The organism is Streptomyces sp. DG2A-72 (assembly GCF_030499575.1).
Classification (GTDB): domain Bacteria; phylum Actinomycetota; class Actinomycetes; order Streptomycetales; family Streptomycetaceae; genus Streptomyces.
The window spans coordinates 5,271,633-5,293,915 of the sequence record NZ_JASTLC010000001.1 but is presented as its reverse complement, the minus strand read 5'-3'; the positions used below and the strand labels follow the sequence as shown (position 1 = coordinate 5,293,915).

Below are 22,283 nucleotides of genomic sequence, written 5' to 3'. Positions count from 1 at the left end.
GGCAGCCGCTCGCGACGGCCCCGGGGCGTGGCCAACGCTCAAACCAGAGAGGGAGCGTCGACACCATGAACGCTACAACCCCGAGAACACCCGGGGTCAAGATGACCATCCCCGTGTACAAGGTGGACCGCTACGGCACGGTCCCCGAGTACCGCGGCACGGTGAACATCCCGTGCGGGCAAGAGCCACCACCACTGATGTCCGTGAACCAGCAGTGCATCTGCCGGCGCGGCAAGGCCGGGCAGGCGGTGCCCCAGTGAACGCCACCCATGCCGAGACGAACGCACCGACGCTGAACACCACGGCAATGCGGGCCACGGCGTACGACCTCCTCGGGGCGCAAGCACCACCCCGGTACGAGACGATTCAGCGCCTCGGACACGACTTCCGCCGAGATCTGTGGGAGCTCATTCCGCGGATCGAGCAGCTCACCGCACCCCTTCTCCATGAGGGCTACGTGCCCGCGAAGGTGGCACTGGCCGGGGTCGGCGAGGCTCACCGACGCCTGGACGAGATCGAGCGCGCGGGCCTGTTGGGCGAGTTCGAGCGCATGAAGCGCCTCGCCCGGTCCGTCCTGGCTCTGTGCGACCACTACGCCACGCTCACCGGAATCACGATGTGCCTCACCTGCGACAAGCCGATCGAGGATGACGGGGAGTCCGTGCCATACGACCACGGCAGTCCCATCGGCGAAGCGACACGTGCAGGCCGCGTCCACGCCACCTGCGCGAACACGGTGCGCCGCCACTGACGAGCGCCACCCCAGCCCGGATGGGCCCCATGGCGACCGCAGGGTCAGGGTCGCACGCGAATCCTCCCGCCCCGGCAGCCCAACCCCGGAGGTCGACGGCACCACAGCGGGTCAGCAAGTGCACATCAACTCAGACAGAAGAGAGGACTTCGAAATGACTGTGGCAACTGAACGACCGGTCGCCCTGCGGCACGGCAAGGACCTCGTATCACCCGAGCTCTTCGAGCGGTTGACCGCATTCTGCGCAGAGGAGTACGGACACGAGCGTTCCGCAGCCGAGCGGATCATGAGCGAGGCTCTGGCGTTGCTGGACGTGATGGGCCAGACCGGTGCGTGCCTGTCACCCTCTCAGGTTGTGGACCCGGGATGGCACACGTTCATCCTTCACAGCCCCGAGTACACCGAGTGGTGTCAGACGAGGTACGGGCACTACATCCACCACGCCCCCAAGTCTCGCTATCGAGACAGCGCCACGATGGTGGATGTGGTCGCCAAGATCCGCGCCCACGGCTACGAGGTCGACGAACGACTGTGGGGCACCAAGTCCGATTGCAACCAGCCGACATGCTGTGGTGACGGCCCTTGCTGCTGAGGAGACTCCATGGCAACTGCCGATGAAACCAAGGGCCAGGGAAGAGTGACCGTCTTCTCCATGTTCGGGCCCGTCTTCGGCTACACGAGCAGGATCGTGGATGACCAACAGGTCGCGTACGTCGGCCCTCTGACGCCGGGTGTCAACTGGCGAAAGCTCTGGCAGATGGCCGAGCGGTGCAACGTGCCGGGTGCCCGGGATGCCAGGAGAGCCGAGTGGATCGTCTCGCAGGTGTCCCGTGCGTTCATCTGCGGCAGTGACGTCGTCGTGAAGTTCTCGGAAGCCGATTGGGAGATGGAGCCCGGCGGCCGACGAATGGAACTCGAATCCTCCTGGTGCAACCAGGACGTGTTGGCCACCGGCAACCTCACCATGCCGGAACTCACCGACGATCAGGTGGCTCCGAAGTTCACGTATTACCCGCAGTACGCGGAATGACGCCCCGGCCACGCCCACCCTGGCAAAGGTCACGTGGCCGAGGGCGCCTGGCTCCCAACCACCATGAAAGGAGGGGAACACAGCAATGAGGGTAGACATACCGGCAACACCGCCGGGCCCTGATCCACCGGGCGGGCCTCCGCCGACAAGTCCGCAGAGCCAGCGGCGGCATGGCCACGCTGAGCGGGACTGAACCGATCTCCGCTCATCCGCTTCCCCATGGCGGATGAGCGGGGTCTTTCCTCCACACCACTGCGCACAAGAGACACCGGCCCGTTTGTACCTTCCTCACCCGGCGTCGGCGAGTGCCCGTACCAGCCCGCCCGGTCGTGCGCGGTGATCGGCGGCACTTCCACGGTGCCGTCCGACGCCAGCCCCAGCCGGATGACCGGGGTGTCGACCCCGATGCCGGGGATGCGCAGCCGGACGGGCACGGAACGGCCGGCCGCCTTGGCGGGACCGGGCGTCGACCGCGGTGTGCTTCCCGTGGCCTGCTCGGTCCGCACGCCCTCGTGGCCGCCGCCGCACCCCGCGAGGAACGAGGCCGTCAGCACACCCGCCGCCGCGGTCGCGAACGTACGCCTGGAGAGCGGCGGAGTCATACCCCGGTCGCCCGCCGGCGCCGCACGACGAAGACCGCCGCGCCACTCAGCCCCAGCACCGCGGCAGCACCGCCGCCGATCATTCCGGCCCCGGGCCCCGAGTCCCCCGACGTCACCCCGGTGTCGGGCGCGCCGCTCGGGACGACCGAGACCTGATCACGCGGGGCACGGGTCGGCTCGGAGCTGGGCAGGGCGGTTGTAACGAGATGCCAAAGCCATGAAGGGTCAGCAGCTTCGTTCCTCTTACCCACTCAGAGACAAGCAGTCAGACGTCCCAAGTGGCGTCGACCAGGTGCAGCTTGTCCAGGGTGGTGCCCGGGGGTGCGACGAACACGGCGCACGTGGTCATTGACTCACCCTGGCCCAGCAGGCCGTCGGAGTTCATGTCTCCCTCGTCATCACTTTCGGGGCAAGGGGCGAACGGCCATGGCTTTTTGACATACAGCTGCTTCAAGTCGCCGCCTTTTGAGTCAGTGCCCTCCATCCGCGGTGTCCCGATCAAATCCTCGCCCGACCCGTTGTCGAACTTGATGTCCACGTAGTATGGGGTGCCGGCAGGCAGGGCCACGCTACTGAAGGCGGCCTCGCCTTCGACCTTGGCGCCCTTCAGGTCGGCCGCATCACCCTTGCGCACTTTGATCGGCATGACCCAAAGCTCTCCCGAGTCGTCCCCGGCCGTCGCAAACAGGCCCCCGACAGGGACGCCGAGTTGGCTCCCGACGGTCGGCGCCTCCTCGCCGCATGAGGTCAGCGCCAAGAGCAGCGTTCCGCCAACGACGGCCCACAGCCTCGACTTTCGCGTTCTCTGCATCTCCACCCCTTTCCCACCGCGCAGTCGCTCGCCACCAAGCACACGGTCACCCCGGAGCACGGCGCGCGCCTACGGCTTCGGGAGGCGGGCCACGACCTTGGGGGCCAGCTCCTGGGCGAGGGAGCACAGTCTCTCCCTCGACGAGTCGCCGGTGACTCCCACCGAGACCACCTCGGTCTGCCCCTTGACGGTCGGCCCGGCCTCGCCGTACTCGACGTCGACCGAGCAGGTCGGCAGGGAGGGCCCGATCAGCCAGCTGTCCTCCTCGGCGGGGCGGTACTTGACCGCCGCCGTGCGTCCCGCGACCGTGAGCGGGCGTCCCTCCAGCAGGTCGTCGGAGTGCTGGAAGAGGACGTACAGGTTCGGCTCGTCGATGTTCGCGGCGCCCCAGTAGCAGGCCTGGCCGGTGAACTCGGCGTGCACCTCGCCGGGGTCGATGTCCGGGACGCGCGCCGCCTCGCTCTCCTTCATCAGCTCGCACGCGTCCAGGTTCGCCAGCGAGTCGGGGGCGTGGCGAGCGGAGGTAAGGCCGCCGGACTTGAGCAGACGGATGACGTCGGCGGCGGCGGTGTCGGCGATCGGGCAGGCGCGGGTACCCGACTCGTCGCCGTAGACGCCGATCGCGACCGCCACGGTCCGTTCCCGCACCATCACGTCCCGCGTGCAGTTCTTGTCGCCGGTGAGTCCGCCGCGGCTCTCGCTCTCGTAGACGGTGACGCCGTCCCGCAGCACGGACGTCGGTGCGGGATCGCCCTCGTTCACGTCGCTCGGTCCGGACTGCAGGTCCACGAAGACCGAGACGGACCAGTCGCCCGGTCCGTCGAGCCGGATGTCGCACTGGCCGTAGCTGATCCCCCGGTCGTACTCGACCTTCCCGAACTCCGCCAGCACCTTCTTGTCGATCAGCTTGCAGGGGTCGGCGCCCCGCAGATCATCGGGGGTGACGGACAGAGTGACTTTGCCGGGCGCCGATCGTGTGGATTCGGCTGAGGTGCGAGGCGGAGCGCTGTCCGGAGACGCCTTGTCCTGTACGGAGTCCTGTGCCGAGCATCCCGCCGCGAACAGCGCGATGGCCAGCGCCGCCGCCGCCGACACCGCCGCACCGCGAGCCCCGCGCGCGAGCCAGGCCGTCATCGGATGTGGGTCAGGGCCGTGGCGGCGATCGACGCTCCCACGGGGCACGTTTTGTCCTGCGGTTCCCCGGGTTCCGGGATGGTCGTGGTGCCGACCAGGCGATCGACTTCGTGCACCGCGACGAAGATGAAGCAGATCCCCTGGAATTCGGCCTGGATGGCCTTGTGCTGCCCTACCGGCATCTGCGTGACCTGCCCGTTCTTGGTCATGGTCTTCGCGTAGGACAGCGGCAGGTCCAGTGCGATGCTGACGTTCTGGCCCGCCAGCTTCCAGTGGCACGTCGGCCCGTGCTTGCCGGACTCCTGTGTCCCCCGGCCGCTGATGCCGAGGGCGGCGAGGTCGCGCTCGTCGAGGGCGTCGCACGGCCGCGACGCCAGCTGCGCCTGGGTGTACTTGCTGGGCTGCGCTGCGGCGGAGGGGGAGGACGGGGTGGCTGCCGAAGGGGAGGGCGAGGTGGCGGAGGGCGTCGGACGCGGGGACGATGACCGCGACGCGCCCTGCTCACCCGAGCACCCGGCGCTGAGCAGGCTCACGGCAAGTACCAGCACCAGTCCGGCGTTTCGGCGGGAGCGCCCGCCCCGGGAGCGTTGATCGAGGTCGAATCGCGGCATATCAGCACCGTAGGGGCGCCGCGCCGGGACCGGTCCCGGACGGGCGGCCCGCCGGGCAGATCCCCGGCGGGCCGATGAAGTACGGGCTCAGCGAAGTACGGGCTCAGCTTCCCGTGAGGGAGATGGCCAGGTCCGTGATGTTGATGGGGAACTTGGACGTGGCGGCGTCGGCCACGAGCGTGGCCTCGCCGGTGAAGATGTTGATGCTGTAGAGGGAGGGCCTGTTGGCGCCGGGGACGGTGAGAGCGGCGAAGGCGGCGTTGCTGACCGTCTTGCCGCCCGACAGGGTGCTGAAGATGTCCATGCCCGCGTTGATCTGCGCGTCGATGCCGAGGCTGCCGGTCGCTGCCAGCGTGCCGTTGTTGGCCGGGGACTGGATGACGACCTGGTCGCTGGTCGTGTTGATGTCGAAAAGCGTGGTCGCGGTAGCCCCGTTGAGGTCGTTGTTCGTGTAGGCGGCGGCGGAGACGCCCTTGGTCGTGCCCTCGATCGGCGGGGTGGTGAGGTTCAGGTCCTGGATGGTCGTGTGGTCGTTGAGGTTGTGCCGCAGGTTCTGGCCGTTGTCGCTGATCACACGCAACCGGTCGGCGGCCGGGTTGAAGTCGACGCCGAAGTTGGTGCCGTGCAGCGTGTACTGGAGCTGGGAGACCTTGGTGATCACGACGTCCGTGGTGGCCGGCGGGGTCTTGATCGTGTAGATGCCGCCCTTGTTGCCGACGCCGTACATCAGGCCGTTCTGCACCCGGAAGTCGATGCCGATCAGAGCCGTGTCGCCACTGAGCCCGACGATGTCCCTGACCCAGTTGTTCACGTTCGGCTTGTCGGTGGTGAACGTGGCCATCTGGGTGCCGTCACCGGTGATCCCGAAGGCCACCAGGCTGGGGGTGGCGGCGGCCGAGCCGGTGCCCGGCAGGCCCAGCATGAGCGCCGAGGACACGGACAGGACCGCGATCGCCGCCGCGAGTCTCTTTCGGTTTCCTGATTTCATGGCTGTTTCCCTCCCGTTTGATCGAGTGCCATCGAATGAAATTGCGCGCGCAGTTCCTCTGCGAGTGCGAATTTCGACGTCGTGGCGGCTCCCATTTAGCCGCCTTCACAGCAGCTCCACAACCGGATCGGCCCACAACGCCACCTTGATCAGCGAACTTTGCACACCGTGACAAGTGCCGGGTCGATACCACGGTCTTCGATTCACGCGAAGTGATAAATCCCGTCCGGATTTCGTCTGTCGAGCCGCTCACCTGCGCTGGCAGGCTCCCGTCCATGGGGAGCCTCTTCGCTGAACTGGCCCGGCAGGCGTCGACCAACGCCCGCCGGGAGGTCGAGACGTACGCACGCGAGATTCCGGAGTTCCGATTTCTGGATACAGACCCCCGGGCCAGGGGCGAGACGATGGAGTACTCGGTGTGGCTCCGGCGCCGGACGATCGAACTGTCCCCGGGCAACAGCGAGCTGACCGCCGACGACCTCCGCTACATCGCGTCCATCGGCGAGGTTCGGGCCGCTGCCGGAATGTCCTCGGATTCACGGCAGCGGGTGCTGCGCGTGCACACCGCGCTCATGCTGCGCGACATCCACGAGGCGACCGAGAGCCAGCGCGGCGGCGATGTCGAGGAACTCATGCAGGTGATGACCTGGTTCGCCCCGCAGGGCGACCGCGGCATCGTCGCCTACCGGCAGGGATTCGTGACGGTGCTGCGCCGCCGACTGCCGTACGTCGAACAGGTCGCCCTGCTGGCCAGGTCACTGCTGACCGGCGACCCCATGGCCACCGACCTCGCCCCCGCCCTCGGCCTGGAAGTCCCCGAATTCTGCGCGGTGACGGTGATCCGGGTGCCGGACCGCCCCGCCGGTGACCGTGACCTGGACAACGAGATCGAGGCGCTGGTGAAGACGCACCGGGTGCCGGTCGTGTGGTGCCCGGAGGGCGGAACGCGGGGTGGTGAGCTGATCGCCGTAACTCCGTGTGCGGACGAGGAGTTACGGCAGTCCCCCGCGCCCGTGACTGATCTCGTACGGGATTTCGCCGAGGCGCTCGGCCGCCCCTGCGCCGCCGGCACCGCCACCGCACCCCGGTCCGACCTCGCCGACGCCCTCGACCGGGCCCGGCGGATCAGCGAGGCGGCCCCGCTGCGACCGGCATCGGCCCGGCTGCGGCCGCACACCATGCCGGACGTCTTCGTCGAACTCGCCGTCGCCGACGTCCCGTTCGTCGACGCCTGGCTCCACACGGTGGCCCAGCGCCTCGACTCCGGCCCCGACCTCCTCGTCACCCTCGACGCGTACTACCGCCACGACATGAACCGCGGCGCCACCGCGACCGCCCTCAACGTCCACCCGCGCACCCTCGACTACCGCCTCCGCCGCGTACGCGAACTCACCGGCATCGACCCGGGCTCGACCTCCGGCGTACGGACGCTGAGTTCGGCCGTGACTCGGCGGCTGTCGGGGGCGTGGGACAGGGAGACGGCGACCTGAACGTGGCTCAGTCAGTGCCGCCCGACGTCGTCTCGGGTTTCGTCCGCAGGATGTCGCGGGCCTGCTCCGCCGCGCGGGCCGTGCTCTCGGAGACGAAGTCGAGGAAGCGGGCGATGTTCTCGAAGCGGACGCCGGCCGGGGTGTCGGGGCCGAGGATGCTGACGCCCTGCCGCGCGGTCTGGACGGTCTGGTCGAGGGCCCGGGCGCTGGCCATCATCGACTGGTACCAGATGTCGTCGTCGACGACATAGCGCTCGCGGCGGCGTTCGTCGCGTTCCCGGCGGACGAGGCTCTGGCTTTCGAGGAACGCGACCGCTTTGGAGATGGACGCCGGGCTGACCTGAAGGCGCTGGGCGAGTTCGGACGCGGTGAGGCTGCCCGCGTCACTGATGCAGAGGCAGGCCATCACCCGGGCCATCATCTTGGGCGTGCCGGACGCCATGAGGACGGTGGTGAACACCTCCTCGTACTCGCGCACCGCCTCCGGGTCGCGTCCGTATGCCTGCGGGGGCGCCTGCGGACTCGGGGGTGCGGCCTGCTTGCGGCGGTGGGCGCGGTGTTCCGTGGCGCGGTGGGCGAGGTCGGCGCGGTAGCCGGTGGGGCCGCCGTTGCGCATGACCTCGCGGGTGATGGTCGAGGTCGGGCGGTCGAGGCGCCTGGCGATCTCCGCGTAGGCGAGGCCGTCGGCCAGTCCCAGCGCGATCTGCTGGCGTTCCTGCTGGGTGAGTCTGCCTCCCGGCATCGCTGCCTCCTTCGTGGTCCGTGGCCTCCACCATAGCGTTCACTTCCAATTCATTGCAACAGACGAAGGAAGGTTGTTGCATTACTTTCAGGACTGTTGCAATGATTTCTCGGCTCTGACCTGTGACAACAGCGATTACATGCAACGCATTGATTGTCGAATCACCGAATGCAACGTAGCGTTTCTGTCATCGGAAACAGCGACTCCCAAGGAGCACACCATGTACAAGGGCCAGCACACGATGCAGAAGTTCGACACCACCGCCCCGATCTCCGCCCACTTCGACATCCCGGCCGGACGCATCCAGCTCATCGCCGCGGACCGCGCCGACACCACCGTCGAGGTGCTGCCCGCGAACGCCGCCAAGAGCCGCGATGTGAAAGCGGCGGAGCAGATCGAGGTCACCTACGGCGACGGATTGCTGCGCATCTCGGCCCCACCCGCGAAGAACAAGTACCTCGGCCCCTCCGGAGCCGTCGAGGTGACCGTCCGACTGCCCGCCGGTTCCCGCGTCGAGGCGAAGACGGCCGCCGCCGAGTTCCGGGGCGTCGGACGACTCGGCGATGTCGTCGTCGCGGACGGATACCGCTCGGTCAAGCTCGACGAGGCGGCAAGCGCCCGCCTCACCGCCGCCGACGGCGACATCACCGTCGGCCGCCTCACCGGCCCCGGCGAGATCAGCACCCTGAGGGGCGACATCCAGATCACCGAGGCCGCGAGCGGCACCGTCACCCTGAGCACCCAGCAGGGCGACATCACCATCGGCGCCGCCCAGGGAGTCTCCGCCACCCTCGACGCCGGCACCGGCTACGGCCGCGTCAGCAACGCGCTCAAGAACGCCGACGGCGCCGCCGCCGGCCTGAACATCCACGCCACCACCGCCTACGGCGACATCACCGCCCGCAGCCTGTAAAGGAGCAACGTCATGACCAACCTGGCCATCGCGGCGAACGGGCTGCGCAAGTCCTACGGCGACAAGACCGTCCTCGACGGCATCGACCTGAACGTCGCGGAAGGAACGGTCTTCTCTCTGCTCGGCCCGAACGGGGCCGGCAAGACCACCGCCGTCAAGATCCTCTCCACCCTGATCAGCGCCGATGCCGGCGTCATCAGCGTCGGGGGCCACGACATCGCCGCCGAACCGCAGGCCGTGCGCGGCGCGATCGGTGTCACCGGGCAGTTCTCGGCCGTGGACGGGCTGATCACCGGCGAGGAGAACATGCTCCTCATGGCGGACCTGCACCACCTGTCCAAGTCCGAGGGGCGGCGGGTCGCCGCCGAGCTGCTGGAACGCTTCGATCTCGTCGAGGCGGCGAAGAAGCCCGCCTCCACCTACTCCGGCGGTATGAAGCGGCGGCTCGACATCGCCATGACGCTGGTCGGCAGTCCGCGGATCATCTTCCTGGACGAGCCGACCACCGGTCTCGACCCGCGCTCCCGGCACAACATGTGGCAGATCATCCGCGGACTGGTCTCCGACGGGGTCACGGTCTTCCTCACCACCCAGTACCTGGAGGAGGCCGACGAACTCGCCGACCGCATCGCCGTGCTGAACGACGGCAAGATCGCCGCCGAGGGGAGCGCCGACGAGCTCAAGCGGCTCATCCCCGGCGGACACGTCCGCCTCCGCTTCACCGACCCGGCCGCCTACCAGTCCGCCGCCACGGCGCTGGGCGAGGTCACCCGGGACGACGAGGCGCTGGCCCTGCACATCCCCAGCGGCGGCAGCCAGCGCGAGTTGCGCTTCATCCTCGACCGGCTCGACTCGGCCGGCATCGAGGCCGACGAACTCACCGTCCACACCCCCGACCTCGACGACGTCTTCTTCGCCCTCACCGGCAGCGGCGCCACCATCCCCAACCAGCCCAAGGAGGCTGTCCGATGAGCAACCTCTCCCTCGCCGTGCGCGACTCCTCCACGATGCTGCGGCGCAACCTGCTGCACGCGCGCCGCTACCCGTCCCTCACCCTGAACCTGCTGCTCACGCCGATCATGCTCCTGCTGCTCTTCGTCTACATCTTCGGCGAGACCATGAGCGCGGGGATCGGCGGCGGAGACCGCTCCGCGTACATCGCCTACATCGTCCCGGGCATCCTGCTGATGACCCTCGGCTCCACGACGATCGGCACCGCGGTCTCCGTCTCCAACGACATGACCGAAGGCATCATCGCCCGCTTCCGCACCATGGCCATCCATCGCGGCTCGGTGATCATCGGACACGTCGTCGGCAGCGTGCTGCAGGCGATCATCAGCGTCGTCCTCGTCGGCGCCGTCGGCGTCGCCATCGGCTTCCGCTCCACCGATGCCACCCTCCTGGAATGGCTCGCGGCGTTCGGGCTGCTCGTCCTCTTCGCCCTGGCGCTCACCTGGATCGCGGTCGGCATGGGCCTGGTCAGCCCGAACGCCGAGGCAGCCAGCAACAACGCCATGCCGCTGATCCTGCTGCCGCTGCTGTCCAGCGCCTTCGTCCCGCTCGACGCGATGCCGGGCTGGTTCCAGCCCATCGCCGAGTACCAGCCCTTCACACCCGCCATCGAAACCCTGCGCGGCCTGCTCCTCGGCACCGAGATCGGCAACAACGGATGGATCGCCGTCGCCTGGTGCCTCGGCCTCGCCGTACTCGGCTACCGCTGGTCGACCTCGAAGTTCAACCAGGACCCGAAGTAACGGCCATGACGACGCGGGCCATCCCGCGACGCGTCCCACCCCAGGGCGGCGTACACCGGCACCCCACCGGCGTACGCCGCCCCGTCCGTGGACCGGCCCCTACTTGGTGTGCACGATCTGGATCAGATTGCCGCAGGTGTCGTCGAGGACGGCGGTGACGGCCGGTCCCATGTCCAGCGGCTCCTGGGCGAACCGCACGCCGAGCCCGCGCAGCCGCTCGAACTCCGCCTGTACGTCGTCGACGGCGAAGGAGACGGCCGGGATGCCCTCCGCGGCCAGTCCTTCCTTGTACGCCTTCACCACGGGGTGGCGGGAGGGCTCGAGGAGAAGTGCGGTGCCGTCGGGTGCCTCGGGGGAGACGAGGGTGAGCCAGCGGTCCTCGCCCATGGGGACGTCGTGCTTCGTCCGGAAGCCGAGCACATCGGTGTAGAAGCGCAGCCCCTTCTCCTGGTCGTCGACGAAGACGCTGGTCAGATGGATCCTCATGGTGTGCCCTCCGGGCTATCGGGCCTGAGCCGTCGGATGACGATGACCACCAGCTCATCGCGGATGCGCCGACCTATCAAGTCGCGCGCCCCGCCACCGCCGGTACCCCCGACGGCATCCTGGACGCCATCGACGAGGGGATCGTCGCGGCGGTCGAGGCGCGGCGGCGCAGGCCCGACCTCGCCGTGCTCGTCCTGTCGGCATACGTCGAGCAGAGCTTCGCCGACGACCTGCTGGGCGGCGGAGTGGACGGGCTCGGCCATCTGCTGAAGGAACGGGTCGGCCGGGTCGAGGAGTTCCTCGACCCGGCCGCGGCGCGTGGCGGAGGGCGGCACCGCCATCGACCCCGAGGTGGTCCGCCCAGCTGTTCACCCGCAGCCCGCCGAACGGCTCGTCGTCACCGACGGTGCCGTGCACAAGCACATCCGGAACATCTTCGCCAAGCTGGATCTGTCGCCGCAGGACCAGGTGGACCGGCGGGTCGCGGCGGTGCTGCGGTACCTGGAGGACGTACAGCGAAGGGGTCGAGGTACAGCAGGCTGTACCTCGCCACTGCGGCAACCCCCACCGCACAGACGCCAGTTGGCCGGATCGCCCGGAAGCTGAAGGCTTTCTACGTTGGTGTCCGCATCGCAGAGAGCGGTGCGGACACCCACCCGCAAGGAGCACCCGCGATGAAGCGCACCGCCACCGCCCTGGTCACCGCGATCGCCGCGTCCGTCCTGACGATCCCCGCGGCGTCCGCCACGGCCAACTCCCCGCAGTCCTCTCACGACTCGCTGCGGGACCGGGTGAACGCCGTGATGGAGACCGGGGGGACCGTCGGCGCCCTCGCCCGCTCGACGGGCCCGTACGGCAAGCAGCGCTCGGCCACCGCGGGCGTCAGCGACAAGGCCACCGGCGAGGCGGTGCGCCCCGGCGACCGGTTCCGGATCGCCAGCGCGAGCAAGACGTTCGTCGCCACGGTGGTGCTGCAACTGGCGGGCGAGGGGCGGCTGTCGCTGGACGACACCGTCGAGGACTGGCTGCCGGGCGTGGTCTCCGGCAACGGCAACGACGGCAGCCAGATCACCGTACGGCAGCTGCTCCAGCACACCAGCGGGCTGTTCAACTACACGGCCGACTTCCCGCTGCTCACCAGCGTGGACGGTTACGAGGCCGGCCGGTACACGACCTGGACCGACGAGCAGCTGGTCGCGATCGCGATGAAGCACCAGCCGGACTTCGCGCCGGGCACCAAGTGGTCGTACTCGAACACGGGTTACATCGTCGCCGGAATGATCATCGAGAAAGCCACCGGACACAGCTGGCAGCAGGAGGTCACCCACCGCATCATCAAGCCGCTGCACCTGCGCCACACCTCCGCCCCGACCACCCAGACCCACATCGCCGGCCGCCATCTGCACGGCTACTCCGACTTCGACGACTCCGGCGCGACGATCGACGTCACCGAGCTCAACCCGTCCGCGGGGAGCGCGGCAGGCGGCATGATCAGTACGTCGGCCGATCTGACCCGCTTCTACCAGGCGCTGCTCGGCGGTCACCTGCTCCGCCCGGCCGAGATGAAGGCGATGAAGACGACCGTACGCGCCCCGGAACTGGACGAGGTCTGGCCCGGCGCGAGCTACGGCCTCGGCCTGCTGGAGATCCCGCTGTCCTGCGGCGGCTCGTATTACGGCCACGGCGGCGACCTCCCCGGCTACACCACCCGCGACGGCGTCAGCGCCGACGGCCGCCGGGTCGTCGTGCTCGCGACCACCGGCGACGGAGCAGCCGACATGTCCACGGAGCACGCGCGGAACAAGCTGATCGACGGGGAGCTCTGCTCCTGAGACCGACCGAGACCGGACAGGCCCGGAGCGCAACGCTCCGGGCCTGTCCCGCGTTCCGGCCACTTCCCTCCGTCCGCGTACGGCTGTGGGACGGCAGCACCCCGTGGCTGGTCACCGGATACGCCGAGCAACGGGCCGTGCTGAGCGATCCCAGGGTCAGCGTCGTCCCGACCACGCCCGGCATGCCGAGGCTGTCCCCGTCGGAGGTCCACGCGGAGAAGACGGCAACGGCCGTAAACGTCCGGGCAGGCGGCTGGAGTTGTGCTCAGGGGGCGCATGGAGCGTCGATGGCTTCGGGCCAGGTTGGTGCGCTCCCCCGTTCCGGTGATCGGCGTAGATCGCACTGTCGGACATTAGCCCTCGCGCCTTATCCATGACGCATGGATGAACTTCGCACGCCTGCCAGTCATCATCCGTTCTCCCGGCGCCGGTTCACCACCGCGGCGACCTTGGGACTGACCGCGGCGGGACCCGCCGCCGCAGCCGCGCCCGCCGTTCCCCAGCAGGTCCCCGCCGCCCCCGCCGCGCCTAGCCCACCGCGTTCCACCGCCGACTGGTCCACCTGCCTCGCCGTCGCCCGCGCGCTGCTGGTCGTCGACGAGGACAACAAACCGCTCGTGCCCGGGTACAAGAAGATCCTCGACTCGGGGCTGCCCCGGCCCAGAACCAAGGGCGGCAAGAGAGTGCTCGTGCTCGGTGCCGGGCCCGCCGGCCTGGTGGCCGCCTGGCTGATGAAGCGGGCCGGGCACCAGGTGACGCTGCTGGAGGCCAACGGCAACCGGGTCGGCGGCCGGATCAAGACCTTCCGCACCGGTGGGCACGAGGACGCGAAGCAACCATTCGCCGATCCGGAGCAGTACGCCGAGGCCGGGGCCATGCGGATCCCCGGCAGCCATCCGCTGGTGATGAGCCTCATCGACCAACTCGGCGTCAAACGGCGGCCGTTCCATCTCGTCGACGTCGACGGCGAGGGAAAACCCGTCAACCGCGCGTGGCTTCATGTCAACGGGATCCGGGTCCGGCGCTCCGACTACGCGAAGTCACCGCGCAGGATCAACCGTTCCTTCGGGGTGCCCCGCAAGTACTGGGACACGCCCTCCGCCACGATCCTGCGCGCCGCCCTGGACCCCGTACGCGACGAGTTCAGCACGGTCGGGCCGGACGGAAAGCGCGTCGACAAGCCCATGCCCGAGCGGGTCGAGGGCTGGGCGCGGGTGATCCAGCGGTACGGGGACTGGTCCATGTACCGCTTCCTGACCGAGCAGGCGGGCTTCGACGAGCGCACCGTCGACCTCGTCGGCACCCTGGAGAACCTGACCTCACGGCTACCGCTGTCCTTCGTGCACAGCTTCATCAGCCAGTCGCTGATCAGCCCGGACACGGCGTTCTGGGAGCTGGTCGGGGGCACGGCGACACTGCCGGACGCGTTGCTGCGGGAGGTGGGCGACGTGGTGCGGATGGACCGCCGGGTCACGCACATCGAGTACTGGGACGCCGACCGCAGCACCGGCGGCCACGTCCGCAAGGGTGGGCCGCACGTCTGGGTCGACACGGTGTCCGAAGGACGCGACGGAAAGGTCGTACGGGAGGAGTTCACCGCCGACCTCGCGATCGTCACCGTGCCCTTCTCCGGACTGCGGCAGGTACAGGTCGCCCCGCTGATGTCGTACGGCAAACGGCGTGCGGTCGCCGAGCTGCACTACGACAGCGCCACCAAGGTGCTGCTCGAGTTCAGCCGCCGGTGGTGGGAGTTCGACGAGGCTGACTGGAAGCGCGAAATCGACGCCGTACGGCCCGGGTTGTACGACGACTACCGGCAGGGAAAGGCGCCCGACGACGGAAGTCTCCTCGGCGCGCACCCCTCCGTACCGTCCGGGCACATCAGCCCGGCCCAGCGCGTGCACTACGCCGCGAACCGGTGGGCCGCCCGCGACCAGCCCGAGGCGGCGGACATCGTCGGCGGCGGCTCGGTCTCCGACAACTCCAACCGGTTCATGATCAACCCCTCCCATCCGGTGCCCGGCAGCAAGGGCGGCGTCCTCCTCGCCTCCTACAGCTGGGCCGACGACGCCTCCCGCTGGGACTCCCTCGACGACGACGCCCGCTACCCGCACGCGCTGCGGGGCCTGCAGCAGGTGTACGGCCAGCGCATCGAGGTCTTCTACACCGGCGCGGGCCGCACCCAGAGCTGGCTGCGCGACCCGTACGCATACGGCGAGGCCTCCGTCCTCCTCCCCGGCCAGCACACGGAACTCCTCGCGGCCATCCGCGCACCCGAGGGACCGCTGCGCTTCGCAGGGGACCACACCTCGGTCAAGCCGTCGTGGATCGAGGGGGCGTTGGAGTCGGGGGTGCGGGCGGCGCTGGAGGTGCACACGTCCTAGGGCCGTAGTGGAACCCCAGGGTCGATATGCGGGTTCAGGACCGCTCGGCGTCGTATGCCTGCCGGGAGTGTTCGACCTTCTCCAGGTTGGCGGACGCCCACTCGGCGAGGTGGGCGAAGAGCGGGGCGAGGCTGCGGCCGAGGTCGCTGATCTCGTACTCGACGCGGGGCGGGACCTCCGGGTGGTACGTGCGCACGATCATGCCGTCGCGCTCCAGTTGCCGCAGCCGCTGGGTCAGCACCTTCGGCGTGATCTTCGTGATCCGCCGCTCCAGCTCGACGAAGCGCTGCCGGCCGTAGGTGTGGAGGGCCCAGAGGATCGGTGTGGTCCAGCGGCTGAAGACGATGTCCACGACCGGGCTGACGGGGCAGGCGAGTTCGGGGTCGGAGGTCGACGTCCAGGTCTTCGCATCAGCGGCCATACGCGCATCCCCCTGAGGTAGTCACTTTCCTCTGGGTACCTACTATACCGGCGGTGTTAGCGTCCTCCCGTTGGCGCAAATGCGCAGATCACAAGGGGAGTTGACCATGATCGTGGTGACGGGGGCGACCGGCAATGTGGGGCGGTCGCTCGTACGTAATCTGGTGGGCGCCGGTGAGCCGGTGACCGCGACCTCGCGTTCCGTCGCGGAGGCGGAACTGCCGCAGGGGGTGCTGCGCCGGGCGGCGGACCTCGTCGACGCGGAGAGTCTGCGGCCCGTTCTCGATGGCGCCGACGCGCTGTTCCTGCAGAACGGGGGTCCGAGCGCCCATCGGCTCGACCCCGCGCACCTCGTCGATGTCGCCAAGGCCGGCGGCGTACGGCGGATCGTGCTGCTGTCGTCCCAGGGCGTCGCGACCCGGCCCGGCTCCGCCTCGCACGGGGAGGTGGCCCGGTCCATCGAGGACGCCGTACGGCAGTCCGGGCTGGAGTGGACCGTCCTGCGGCCCGGCGGCTTCGCCTCCAACACCTACGCCTGGGCCGAGTCGGTGCGTACGACGCGGACCGTCACCGCGCCGTTCGGTGACGTCGGGCTGCCCGTCGTCGACCCGGACGACATCGCGGCGGTCGCGGCGGTGACTCTACGGGCGGGAGGTCAACATGCCGGGCAGGTCTACGAGTTGACCGGACCCGCTGTCGTCACGCCCAGGCAGCAGGCCGCGGCGATCGGGGCCGCGCTCGGCGAACCGGTGCGGTTCAACGAGCAGTCCCGTGCCGAGGCTCGCGCGCAGATGCTGCGGTTCATGCCCGAGCCCGTCGTCGAGACGACCCTCGACATCCTCGGCAAGCCGAACCCGACGGAGCTGCGGATCAGCCCCGATACCGAACTGGTCCTCGGGCGGGCGCCGGCCACCTACGCCGGCTGGGCGGAGCGCAACGCCGCCGCCTTCCGGTGAGTCCGGCTCACGCGGGCCGTACCAGCCCCGTGTCATAGGCGAAGATCACCGCCTGCACCCGGTCCCGCGCCCCGATCTTCGCCAGCACGCGGCTCACATGGGACTTGACCGTGGACTCGGCGAGCGAGAAGCGTTCGGCGATCTCGGTGTTGCTCCAGCCGATGGCCATCGCGGTGAGGACCTCGCGTTCGCGTTCGGTGAGGGCGGCGAGGCGGCGTTCCTGGTTGGGGTCCGGGAAGCCGTCACCAATGTGGCACGCCATGCCGGGGTGCGGGAGGCGGAGCTCAGGGCATGGGCGGAGGAGGACGGCGCCGTGGTCGAACTGTCCGACGCGGGGCAGGGCTTCGACCCGGAGTCCGTCCCCGCACGGCGCCGGGGCATCTCCGGTTCCATCATCGGCAGGATGCACGCGGTCGGAGGCTCCGCTTCCGTCACCTCGCATCCGGGCATCGGGACCCGCGTGCGGTGGCGCTGGCACGACCGGGCCCGCGCCTCACCGGCAGGGGACGCAGCGCAGGTGACGGGCCTACCGCGCCCCGCCCCGCGCCCGGGCCCACACGACCGTCGTCCGCCTCATCCGCAGGCAGCTGCTGTACGGGGCCCAACTGGCCGCGCCGCTGATCAGCCTGCTGTCGCAGTTCGCCTTCTCGCTGCACCAGCTCACCTCCCACCAGGGCGTGTACCGCCCCGCATGGGCGCAGACGGCGGTCTTCGTCTGCCTCGCCGCCGTCGCGGCGACCGGGGCCGCCCATCTGCTGCGCGGCAGGCAGATCCCGCCGAGGGTGCGCTGGTGGAGCTTGGCGCGGTGCTGACCGTCTCGGCGACAGGCGCGTTCACGCTCCCGCCAGAACGGTTGACAGGGGCGCACTGGGTGTTCGGACTGGTCGGCTGGCACGCGCTGTTCCTGCTGGCAGACCTGCGGGTCAGGGTGTTCGCGGCATTCCTCGGGGCGTATCTGGGGTTCAACGCGACCGCTGTGTTCCTGTCGGGGGCGCCAACCGCCGCGGAATCGGCCGTCATGGGGATCACCGCGATATCCACCTGCGGTCTGGACCGCGTGCGGATCGAGTACGCGAACGTCGGCCGCCCCGCGCGGACCAAGGCGAGCCTGGTCGCCCGCGCCATCCAGGACGGGCTGATCGACGTGAACGACCTCTGAGAGGTCGCACCATCCCGGCACGCGAACGACACCGCACCGGCTCGCTGACACGAACCGGTGCGGCGACCATCGGCGTTGACTAGCCGGCGTTGATCAGGTGGTGCGGCGGGACGGACACCGTGCGGGCGCCCGGGGCGCCGCCCAGGACGACCTTGCGCAGGGCCACGTTGTTGGTGGTCTTGGTTTCCTTCAGGCGCTTCTCCGGGTTGGCGATGACCTGGATGTAGTACGTGCCGTTCGGCACGTCGGTGATGTCGAAGGACTGCCCGGGAATGTTCTGGGTGTACGTGTCGCCGGAGCCGACGTCGAGGACCTCCCGTACGGAGATGGAGTTCTCCTGGCCGCAGGCGGTCGACAGATCGGTGTTGTACGGCTTCCAGTTGGCGTTCTTCACCGTGTAGTCGACGGCGTCCGTGTTGGCCAGGCAGAACGCCTCCTTGCCGCTGCGGACCTCCTTCGTCTGGTCCGCGCTGAGCAGGCGGTAGCTGGCGAAGTCGGTGAAGTGCCAGTGCTCGTGGCCGACGCGCGGGTCCCACTCCATGGTGCCGGTGGGGGTGTAGCCGACCTGCTTGCCGGCCGCGTCGTAGAAGTACTGGTAGGCGTCCATCAGGTCCTTGCCGGGGCTGCGGAAGCCGTCCACGACGAGGGGGGCGGGGCCCGCGTTCCAGACGTTGGCGCTGAAGGCGAGGTAGTCCTTGCCGGGTGCGTCGCCGTCCTCGCCGTCGCTGATGGCGATGTTGAAGGCGGGCAGGGAACGCAGGTCGGGCTTGGGCACGTCGGCCGGGACGCCCGCCCGGCCGGTGGGCCGCTTGATGGCCGGCTTCAGCGCGGGAGCGATGCGGGAGCCGTCGGTGTGGCCGCGTCCGTCGCCCAAGTGGTGGGCGAGGCCCCGGTCTTCGAGGGCGTGCGAGAGGGCGCCGGGGGTGGGGGCGTCGGGGCCGTGGTGGCCCGCGTGGCCGGCGGCCTGATGCGCGGAGTGGCCGGAGTGGCCGGAGTGGGCGGTCAGTCCCGCGCCGCCGCCCCCGTTGCCGCGCTGACGTACCGTCACCTTGATCGTCGGCCGGCTGTCGGGGATGCCGAACAGGTCCCGGTACTTCTTCGCCACCCGCACCTTCGCCGTGTACTCACCGGCCGGCAGGTCCAGCGGTTTGTCGTAGTCGACGGTGCTGGAGTTGGACGCCCAGCCCTTCTCCACGCCCCACACCGAGCCCAGTGTGAACGGGTTGTAGGGGCAGCTCTCCGGATAGTGCGAGGTCGCCGCGCCGTCGGGGCGGATACGGCCGGAGGCGTTGTTCGGGCAGAAGGTGCCCTTGGTCTTGGCCACCTCCTGGCCGGCCGCGTCCTTGACGGACACCTCCAGGAAGCCGGGCAGCCCGGAGAAGTCCTTCACCAGGCCGGCGGGGAGGGTCTTGGTCGTGGTCTTCGTGCCGTCGCGCAGGATCTGCTGGGCTACGACGGGGTCCTTGTACGACTTGCGCTTGACCCTGAACTCCAGCGGCGCGTCGTCGACAGTGACATACGTCCCCAGGTCCAGGTAGACGCCGGACTCCCCCTCCCACTCCCAGCGGTCGAGCGTCACGGCGTTCGAGGCGGCGATCAGCTTGAGCTTCGGCTTGCCGGGTGTGCTCGACGGCGCCGCCCCGGCGCCGGGAGCGGTGGCGGCGACTCCGGCTACGACGGCGAGCGCCGCGGAGACGGCGAGTGCCGAGCGTTTCACACGCGTGCGATGTTGCTGACTGGTCATCGATTCCTCGTCTGCGAGTGCCATGGTCGATGGCATCGGACTGGGCAGTCCACGCCCCGCCGGCCTTCGTACCCCCGGGCCGGACAGGGCTGTGAACAACCTGTGAGACAGGTAAATGCGGTGTGAGGGTTGCCTGTTGGGGCGGCCGGGTTGTGGAACACGGCATTCCTTCAGCGAGGGCGTCAAGGATCCCGCCATGCGCGAGGGTGAGCCCCCCGTCAGCGCTCCGTCAGCGCTCCGCACGGCGGCGGCCCGTTCGCGGAGTTCGGCGCCCGCTTCGGTGAGGCGGATGGCGACGGAGCGCTCGTCCTCGGGGCGGCGTTCCCGGTGGAGCAGCCCGCTCGACTCCAGGCGCTTCAGGCGCGGGGAGAGCGTGCGCGCCCGGACGCTGCCGGTGGGACCGCCGGTACGCCAACAAGCTCCGCGAGGCGGGCGTCCCCGTCACCGCGGTCCGGTACCAGGGCATCATCCACGACTTCGTGATGCTCAACACGCTGCGCGGGACGAACGCCGCGGAGGGCGCGACCCCTCAGGCGATCAGCACCCTGCGCACGGCCCTCGACCCTCGGCACCGACTGACGCAACACTCCTGCTACAGCCCGTCGAGCCTCCTCCGCCCGCACAGCCAATGCCCTTACATTCCAAGGGAGTTGGACAAGAGTTCAGGAGGAGGCCGAAGTGAGCACCAAAACAGGACCGCAGCGGTACCCCGGAGCGAGCCGCGCGAACTGGTACCAGGACGACTTCGGCGGCGACGCGATGGAGGTCAACGTCGTCGTCCTGCACACCACCGAGGGCCGCAACCTGCCCGGGTACGGCGGTGGCGGCTCAGCCCCGAACCTCACGGCCGTGCCCGACCTCTCCGCCAAGAAGCTGAAGTGGTACCAGCACTTCGACGTGGAGACCTCGTCCAGAGCGCTGCAGAACCTGCGCGGCGGCGTCGAGACGAACACGCTCAACGTGTGCCAGGTCGAGCTGGTCGGCACCTGCGACCCCAAGACGCACAAGAAGTGGCAGGCCGCGGACCAGTCGCACATCTACTGGCCCGACGCCCCCGACTGGGCGCTGCTGGGCGTCGCGCGCTTCCTCGCCTGGATGCACGAGGAGCACGGTGTTCCGCTGACCGGCCCGAAGGCATGGCCCGCCTACCCGACGTCGTACGGGAACGGCGGCGGCCAGCGGATGTCCGGCGCGAAGTGGAACGGGTTCAAGGGGGTGTGCGGGCACATGCACGTCCCGGAGAACTGCGTCCACCCAGACACCCCAATCCTGTGCGGCGATCTGACGTGGCGACAGGCCGGTGATCTCCAAGTCGGCGACGAGATCGTGTCGTTCGACGAAGAGACCGTAAAGATCGGCAACGCCAACGGTGGGCGGCGATACCGGCGAGGCACCGTCACCCGCAACGAGCCGGGCATGAAGGACTCATATCGCATCACGACCACCGAAGGGGAGGTCGTAGCTTCGGCCGATCATCCATGGCTGGTGCGTTTCCCCTACGCGAATCGCGGCCCCCGAATCGCCTGGGTGGCCAGCAAAGATCTCGACCCGCTCAAGCACCGCATCGTCAGCATCGGCCGCCCATGGGTGCCCGAGGACACCCGCGCGGCCGGGTGGATGGCCGGCGTCCTCGATGCCGACGGACACGCCTCTGCGGGAGGCCGACACGGATCCTGGGTCGGCTTCGGGCAAGTGGACGGCGCAGTCCTCGACCTGTTCCTTGCGGAGTGCGATCGACGTGGGTGGCAGACCAAGGTCATCCGCCGTGACCAAACGCAGAGGAACTCCATCGCCAAGAACCCGAAGGACTTCACAGACGTTCGGATCAACGGAGGGATGTGGGCATCCTGCCGAGTGCTCGGCACGCTGCGCCCCGAGCGTCTGCTTCCAGTTGCCGCTCGCATGTGGGAGGGAGCCGTCGTCGGTAAAACGACGGGCGATACGGCAGTGCTACAGGTCGAGCACATCGGCCTGCAGCCGATCGCTTCACTGTCCACCGACACGCACACGTACGTAGCTGATGGTCTGCTCTGCCACAACACGCACGGCGACCCCGGTGCAATCGACTTCGCCCAGCTCCTCAAGCACGCAAGGGCAGAGCTGGACCTCGACGACGACACCCCGCCCGAGACCCAGCCGTCCAAGCCCGCCAAGCCGAAGGTGCCCGCCTTCCCGGGCCGCAAGTACTTCCGCGAGGGCGCCTCCAACAAGTACGTCCTGCAGCTGGGCAAGCAGCTCGTCAAGCGCGGCTTCGGCGACCACTACCGGGTCGGCCCCAGCCAGGCCTGGGGCGAGGCCGACCGCCTCAACGTCCGCGACTTCCAGAAGTCCCGCAAGGAACTGCGCGGGGACGCGGACGGCTACCCGGGCCCGCTGACCTGGCGGCTCCTGTTCGCGTAGCCGCCCACAGCGGACACCGCATGCACCCCGCGTCACAAGAGGGGTGCATGCGGTCACAGGGCAGGGAATCTACGCA

The 22,283-nt window shown here is 69.2% G+C and carries 22 protein-coding genes and 7 pseudogenes; 16 read left to right on the top strand and 13 right to left on the bottom strand.

The genetic code is table 11. The annotated features are described in order from the left end of the window. The first annotated feature begins 65 nt into the window (after positions 1-65). The 4 genes from QQY66_RS25255 to QQY66_RS25240 all read left to right on the top strand — a co-directional run bounded on the left by QQY66_RS25255 (position 66) and on the right by QQY66_RS25240 (position 1,781). Positions 66-260: a hypothetical protein gene (locus tag QQY66_RS25255; RefSeq protein ID WP_301982592.1), complete on the top strand. Its 195-nt coding sequence runs from the start codon at positions 66-68 to the stop codon at positions 258-260. Further along, positions 257-751, top strand: coding sequence for a DUF6415 family natural product biosynthesis protein (locus QQY66_RS25250; protein WP_301982591.1), 495 nt, complete (start codon positions 257-259; stop codon positions 749-751). Before QQY66_RS25255 ends, QQY66_RS25250 begins: the two co-directional genes overlap by 4 nt. A gap of 154 nt (positions 752-905) precedes the next feature. Beyond that, on the top strand, positions 906-1,343 hold the full coding sequence (locus QQY66_RS25245; protein WP_301982590.1) for a hypothetical protein: 438 nt from the start codon (positions 906-908) through the stop codon (positions 1,341-1,343). A gap of 9 nt (positions 1,344-1,352) precedes the next feature. Then, entirely contained in the window at positions 1,353-1,781 is a 429-nt protein-coding gene (locus tag QQY66_RS25240; protein WP_301982589.1) for a hypothetical protein, read from the top strand. A 287-nt stretch (positions 1,782-2,068) separates the two neighbouring features. Here the strand turns inward: QQY66_RS25240 and QQY66_RS25235 are convergent. From QQY66_RS25235 to QQY66_RS25210, 6 genes and pseudogenes are all read right to left on the bottom strand, one after another. Then, a pseudogene (locus QQY66_RS25235) lies at positions 2,069-2,383 on the bottom strand (class F sortase); the annotation flags it as partial. Next, positions 2,380-2,571 (bottom strand): annotated as a pseudogene (locus QQY66_RS25230) (sortase-dependent protein); the annotation flags it as partial. The pseudogenes QQY66_RS25230 and QQY66_RS25235, both read right to left, overlap by 4 nt. 77 nt (positions 2,572-2,648) lie before the next feature. Then, positions 2,649-3,029 carry a hypothetical protein gene (locus tag QQY66_RS25225; protein ID WP_301982588.1) on the bottom strand — a complete coding sequence of 127 codons (381 nt, stop codon included), beginning with the start codon at positions 3,027-3,029 and terminating at the stop codon, positions 2,649-2,651. A gap of 234 nt (positions 3,030-3,263) precedes the next feature. After that, positions 3,264-4,328 (bottom strand): DUF3558 family protein, encoded by a 1,065-nt coding sequence (locus QQY66_RS25220; RefSeq protein ID WP_301982587.1) that lies wholly within the window; start codon positions 4,326-4,328, stop codon positions 3,264-3,266. Next, positions 4,325-4,939, bottom strand: a complete 615-nt coding sequence (locus QQY66_RS25215) for a DUF3558 family protein (protein WP_301982586.1) — start codon at positions 4,937-4,939, stop codon at positions 4,325-4,327. The genes QQY66_RS25220 and QQY66_RS25215 overlap by 4 nt, the downstream gene beginning before the upstream one ends. A 103-nt stretch (positions 4,940-5,042) precedes the next feature. After that, positions 5,043-5,927: a DUF4394 domain-containing protein gene (locus QQY66_RS25210; protein WP_301982585.1), complete on the bottom strand. Its 885-nt coding sequence runs from the start codon at positions 5,925-5,927 to the stop codon at positions 5,043-5,045. A gap of 275 nt (positions 5,928-6,202) precedes the next feature. Between QQY66_RS25210 and QQY66_RS25205 the strand changes: the two genes are divergently transcribed. Next, complete coding sequence (locus tag QQY66_RS25205) at positions 6,203-7,417, top strand: CdaR family transcriptional regulator (protein ID WP_301982584.1); 1,215 nt, start codon at positions 6,203-6,205, stop codon at positions 7,415-7,417. A gap of 7 nt (positions 7,418-7,424) precedes the next feature. Here the strand turns inward: QQY66_RS25205 and QQY66_RS25200 are convergent, their stop codons facing one another. Continuing rightward, positions 7,425-8,159 carry a helix-turn-helix domain-containing protein gene (locus QQY66_RS25200; RefSeq protein ID WP_301982583.1) on the bottom strand — a complete coding sequence of 245 codons (735 nt, stop codon included), beginning with the start codon at positions 8,157-8,159 and terminating at the stop codon, positions 7,425-7,427. A gap of 241 nt (positions 8,160-8,400) precedes the next feature. On the opposite strand from QQY66_RS25200, the gene QQY66_RS25195 reads away from it, so the two are divergent. The 3 genes from QQY66_RS25195 to QQY66_RS25185 are packed head-to-tail and all read left to right on the top strand — an operon-like array spanning position 8,401 to position 10,826. Then, entirely contained in the window at positions 8,401-9,072 is a 672-nt protein-coding gene (locus QQY66_RS25195) for a DUF4097 family beta strand repeat-containing protein (RefSeq protein ID WP_301987485.1), read from the top strand. Positions 9,073-9,084: 12 nt separating this feature from the next. Continuing rightward, on the top strand, positions 9,085-10,044 hold the full coding sequence (locus QQY66_RS25190; RefSeq protein WP_301982582.1) for an ATP-binding cassette domain-containing protein: 960 nt from the start codon (positions 9,085-9,087) through the stop codon (positions 10,042-10,044). Then, positions 10,041-10,826 (top strand): ABC transporter permease, encoded by a 786-nt coding sequence (locus tag QQY66_RS25185; RefSeq protein WP_301982581.1) that lies wholly within the window; start codon positions 10,041-10,043, stop codon positions 10,824-10,826. Before QQY66_RS25190 ends, QQY66_RS25185 begins: the two co-directional genes overlap by 4 nt. 99 nt (positions 10,827-10,925) lie before the next feature. On the opposite strand, the gene QQY66_RS25180 is transcribed toward QQY66_RS25185, so the two are convergent. Next, positions 10,926-11,312, bottom strand: coding sequence for a VOC family protein (locus QQY66_RS25180; protein ID WP_301982580.1), 387 nt, complete (start codon positions 11,310-11,312; stop codon positions 10,926-10,928). A gap of 131 nt (positions 11,313-11,443) precedes the next feature. Here QQY66_RS25180 and QQY66_RS25175 point away from each other — a divergent pair. The 3 genes and pseudogenes from QQY66_RS25175 to QQY66_RS25165 all read left to right on the top strand — a co-directional run. Then, positions 11,444-11,918, top strand: a pseudogene (locus QQY66_RS25175) (hypothetical protein); the annotation flags it as partial. Between the two features lie 68 nt (positions 11,919-11,986). Beyond that, positions 11,987-13,144, top strand: a complete 1,158-nt coding sequence (locus tag QQY66_RS25170; protein WP_301982579.1) for a serine hydrolase — start codon at positions 11,987-11,989, stop codon at positions 13,142-13,144. A 380-nt stretch (positions 13,145-13,524) separates the two neighbouring features. After that, complete coding sequence (locus QQY66_RS25165; protein ID WP_301982578.1) at positions 13,525-15,528, top strand: FAD-dependent oxidoreductase; 2,004 nt, start codon at positions 13,525-13,527, stop codon at positions 15,526-15,528. Between the two features lie 34 nt (positions 15,529-15,562). Here the strand turns inward: QQY66_RS25165 and QQY66_RS25160 are convergent, their stop codons facing one another. Beyond that, the gene (locus QQY66_RS25160; RefSeq protein ID WP_301982577.1) at positions 15,563-15,949 is read right to left on the bottom strand and encodes a helix-turn-helix domain-containing protein; all 387 of its coding nucleotides are present in this window, start codon (positions 15,947-15,949) and stop codon (positions 15,563-15,565) included. A gap of 106 nt (positions 15,950-16,055) precedes the next feature. Between QQY66_RS25160 and QQY66_RS25155 the strand changes: the two genes are divergently transcribed. Beyond that, a complete protein-coding gene (locus QQY66_RS25155; RefSeq protein ID WP_301982576.1) occupies positions 16,056-16,904 on the top strand; it encodes an SDR family oxidoreductase in 849 nt (282 codons plus the stop codon). A gap of 7 nt (positions 16,905-16,911) precedes the next feature. On the opposite strand, the pseudogene QQY66_RS25150 reads toward QQY66_RS25155, so the two are convergent. Beyond that, positions 16,912-17,133 (bottom strand): annotated as a pseudogene (locus QQY66_RS25150) (response regulator transcription factor); the annotation flags it as partial. Between the two features lie 21 nt (positions 17,134-17,154). On the opposite strand from QQY66_RS25150, the pseudogene QQY66_RS50455 reads away from it, so the two are divergent. After that, positions 17,155-17,319, top strand: a pseudogene (locus tag QQY66_RS50455) (ATP-binding protein); the annotation flags it as partial. A 111-nt stretch (positions 17,320-17,430) separates the two neighbouring features. Here the strand turns inward: QQY66_RS50455 and QQY66_RS25145 are convergent. Then, complete coding sequence (locus QQY66_RS25145) at positions 17,431-17,772, bottom strand: hypothetical protein (RefSeq protein WP_301982575.1); 342 nt, start codon at positions 17,770-17,772, stop codon at positions 17,431-17,433. A gap of 3 nt (positions 17,773-17,775) precedes the next feature. Here QQY66_RS25145 and QQY66_RS25140 point away from each other — a divergent pair, with 3 nt between their 5' ends. Beyond that, complete coding sequence (locus QQY66_RS25140) at positions 17,776-18,063, top strand: hypothetical protein (protein WP_301982574.1); 288 nt, start codon at positions 17,776-17,778, stop codon at positions 18,061-18,063. A gap of 79 nt (positions 18,064-18,142) precedes the next feature. On the opposite strand, the gene QQY66_RS25135 is transcribed toward QQY66_RS25140, so the two are convergent. Together QQY66_RS25135 and QQY66_RS25130 are read right to left on the bottom strand one after the other, a co-directional pair. Continuing rightward, positions 18,143-19,807, bottom strand: coding sequence for a lysyl oxidase family protein (locus QQY66_RS25135; protein WP_301982573.1), 1,665 nt, complete (start codon positions 19,805-19,807; stop codon positions 18,143-18,145). Between the two features lie 249 nt (positions 19,808-20,056). Further along, a pseudogene (locus QQY66_RS25130) lies at positions 20,057-20,194 on the bottom strand (MarR family transcriptional regulator); the annotation flags it as partial. 20 nt (positions 20,195-20,214) lie between these two features. On the opposite strand from QQY66_RS25130, the pseudogene QQY66_RS25125 reads away from it, so the two are divergent. Continuing rightward, positions 20,215-20,367 (top strand): annotated as a pseudogene (locus QQY66_RS25125) (esterase); the annotation flags it as partial. 118 nt (positions 20,368-20,485) lie between these two features. Beyond that, on the top strand, positions 20,486-22,207 hold the full coding sequence (locus QQY66_RS25120; RefSeq protein WP_301982572.1) for a peptidoglycan-binding protein: 1,722 nt from the start codon (positions 20,486-20,488) through the stop codon (positions 22,205-22,207). The last annotated feature ends 76 nt before the right edge of the window (positions 22,208-22,283 follow it).

Coding starts and splice junctions, on each gene's coding strand:
- QQY66_RS25160 (WP_301982577.1), bottom strand. CDS start 15,949: ATGGCCGCTGATGCGAAGACCTGGACGTCGACCTCCGACCCCGAACTC.
- QQY66_RS25165 (WP_301982578.1), top strand. CDS start 13,525: ATGGATGAACTTCGCACGCCTGCCAGTCATCATCCGTTCTCCCGGCGC.
- QQY66_RS25215 (WP_301982586.1), bottom strand. CDS start 4,939: ATGCCGCGATTCGACCTCGATCAACGCTCCCGGGGCGGGCGCTCCCGC.
- QQY66_RS25240 (WP_301982589.1), top strand. CDS start 1,353: ATGGCAACTGCCGATGAAACCAAGGGCCAGGGAAGAGTGACCGTCTTC.
- QQY66_RS25255 (WP_301982592.1), top strand. CDS start 66: ATGAACGCTACAACCCCGAGAACACCCGGGGTCAAGATGACCATCCCC.
- QQY66_RS25170 (WP_301982579.1), top strand. CDS start 11,987: ATGAAGCGCACCGCCACCGCCCTGGTCACCGCGATCGCCGCGTCCGTC.
- QQY66_RS25135 (WP_301982573.1), bottom strand. CDS start 19,807: ATGACCAGTCAGCAACATCGCACGCGTGTGAAACGCTCGGCACTCGCC.
- QQY66_RS25195 (WP_301987485.1), top strand. CDS start 8,401: ATGCAGAAGTTCGACACCACCGCCCCGATCTCCGCCCACTTCGACATC.
- QQY66_RS25180 (WP_301982580.1), bottom strand. CDS start 11,312: ATGAGGATCCATCTGACCAGCGTCTTCGTCGACGACCAGGAGAAGGGG.
- QQY66_RS25190 (WP_301982582.1), top strand. CDS start 9,085: ATGACCAACCTGGCCATCGCGGCGAACGGGCTGCGCAAGTCCTACGGC.
- QQY66_RS25185 (WP_301982581.1), top strand. CDS start 10,041: ATGAGCAACCTCTCCCTCGCCGTGCGCGACTCCTCCACGATGCTGCGG.
- QQY66_RS25210 (WP_301982585.1), bottom strand. CDS start 5,927: ATGAAATCAGGAAACCGAAAGAGACTCGCGGCGGCGATCGCGGTCCTG.
- QQY66_RS25245 (WP_301982590.1), top strand. CDS start 906: ATGACTGTGGCAACTGAACGACCGGTCGCCCTGCGGCACGGCAAGGAC.
- QQY66_RS25155 (WP_301982576.1), top strand. CDS start 16,056: ATGATCGTGGTGACGGGGGCGACCGGCAATGTGGGGCGGTCGCTCGTA.
- QQY66_RS25220 (WP_301982587.1), bottom strand. CDS start 4,328: ATGACGGCCTGGCTCGCGCGCGGGGCTCGCGGTGCGGCGGTGTCGGCG.
- QQY66_RS25225 (WP_301982588.1), bottom strand. CDS start 3,029: ATGCCGATCAAAGTGCGCAAGGGTGATGCGGCCGACCTGAAGGGCGCC.
- QQY66_RS25205 (WP_301982584.1), top strand. CDS start 6,203: ATGGGGAGCCTCTTCGCTGAACTGGCCCGGCAGGCGTCGACCAACGCC.
- QQY66_RS25200 (WP_301982583.1), bottom strand. CDS start 8,159: ATGCCGGGAGGCAGACTCACCCAGCAGGAACGCCAGCAGATCGCGCTG.